1 protein-coding gene and 1 pseudogene are annotated in these 1278 nt (G+C 46.8%); both read right to left on the bottom strand.

Annotated elements, in window-relative coordinates:
* Positions 1-264: 264 nt before the first annotated feature.
* On the bottom strand, positions 265-837 hold the full coding sequence (locus Q0200_RS04955; RefSeq protein ID WP_297938486.1) for a TPM domain-containing protein: 573 nt from the start codon (positions 835-837) through the stop codon (positions 265-267).
* Positions 838-1056: 219 nt separating this feature from the next.
* A pseudogene (gene ssb / locus Q0200_RS04950) lies at positions 1057-1278 on the bottom strand (single-stranded DNA-binding protein); the annotation flags it as partial.

The raw sequence follows: 1278 nt of genomic DNA, 5'->3' as shown, positions 1-1278 counted from the left end.
CCCGCCTCTGGCGGCGAAATCCTCAATGCCTAATTTTGGCGCTATCCAAAGCGAGATAGCGCCGCCCACAAAGGCGCTAACCCCGATGATGGCGCACGCTTGACCGATTATGCCGAACATATTTCGAGCAAATATCAGCAGCGCGCTAAATAACATCACGTAGCCTTCTATCGGAAATTCGCTTAATTTTTCTATATCTTTTCTGACGTTCTCGTCGCCCTCAAGTAGTGCAAGGATCTTTTGCGCGCCTATCTTTATGCCGCCTTACATATCGTCTTTTTTAAACTCCGGAACTATGTAGTTATCGATGATGACTTCGCAGAAAGCATCCGTTATCGTGCCCTCTAAGCCGTATCCGACCTCGATACGCACCCGCCTATCGTTTGGAGCTACCACTAGCAACACGCCGTTATTTTTATCTTTTTGTCCGATGCCCCAGTATCTGCCCAGCTTTAAAGAATATTCACTAATATTCACTCCGCCCAGATTTTTTATGGTAACTACTACGACCTGATTGGTCGTGTTGTTTTCGTGGTCGGCTAGCGCGCTTTCTAGCTCCTCTTTGACGGCGGGACTAAGTATGCCCACCTGATCTACGACTCTGCCCGTTAAAGCGGGAAAATTTAGCTGTTCGGCGATTTTTTGCGATACGTTTTCCTCTTTGGCGACCGCACCGGGGGCATCTACCTGGCCGTCTGTTTTATCCATTAACGTAACAGAATGCGACTGCTCGGAGTTTTTTTGAGGCCCTTGCGTCTCATCAGAGGGAACTAACAACAAAAGCCCCAAAACCAGCGCAATAACGGTATATAAAATATTAGTTAAAATGCGTTTCATCTTTATACCTTATCTATGGCGTCCAAAAAAGCCTGCAAATTTGACGGCGTCTCGGGTCAAATTTAACTACCGACTCGCGGTTTTAAATCAAATTTACAAAGAAAAAAGCGTAATTTAGTAAGTCATAAAATTTGACGCTAAATTTTAAAGCATAAGCTACCACCTGCCGCTAGCTCCGCCGCCGCCAAAGCCACCGCCACCAAAGCCAGCTGAAGGCTGCCCTTCACGGCTTGCACGACTTTCCAGAAGCTGGAAGTTGTCTGCAACGACTTCTGTGACATAGACACGCTGGCCTTGCTGATTGTCGTAGTTACGAGTCTGAATGCGACCAGTAATTCCGATTAGAGCGCCTTTTTTGGCCCAATTAGCAAGATTTTCTGCCTGCTGACGCCAGATGACAACATTGATAAAATCAGCTTCGCGCTCACCACTTTGGTTCTT

It is taken from the genome of uncultured Campylobacter sp., assembly GCF_938045225.1.
In the GTDB taxonomy this organism is placed as follows: Bacteria; Campylobacterota; Campylobacteria; order Campylobacterales; family Campylobacteraceae; genus Campylobacter_A.
This window is presented reverse-complemented; position numbering and strand designations above follow the sequence as displayed.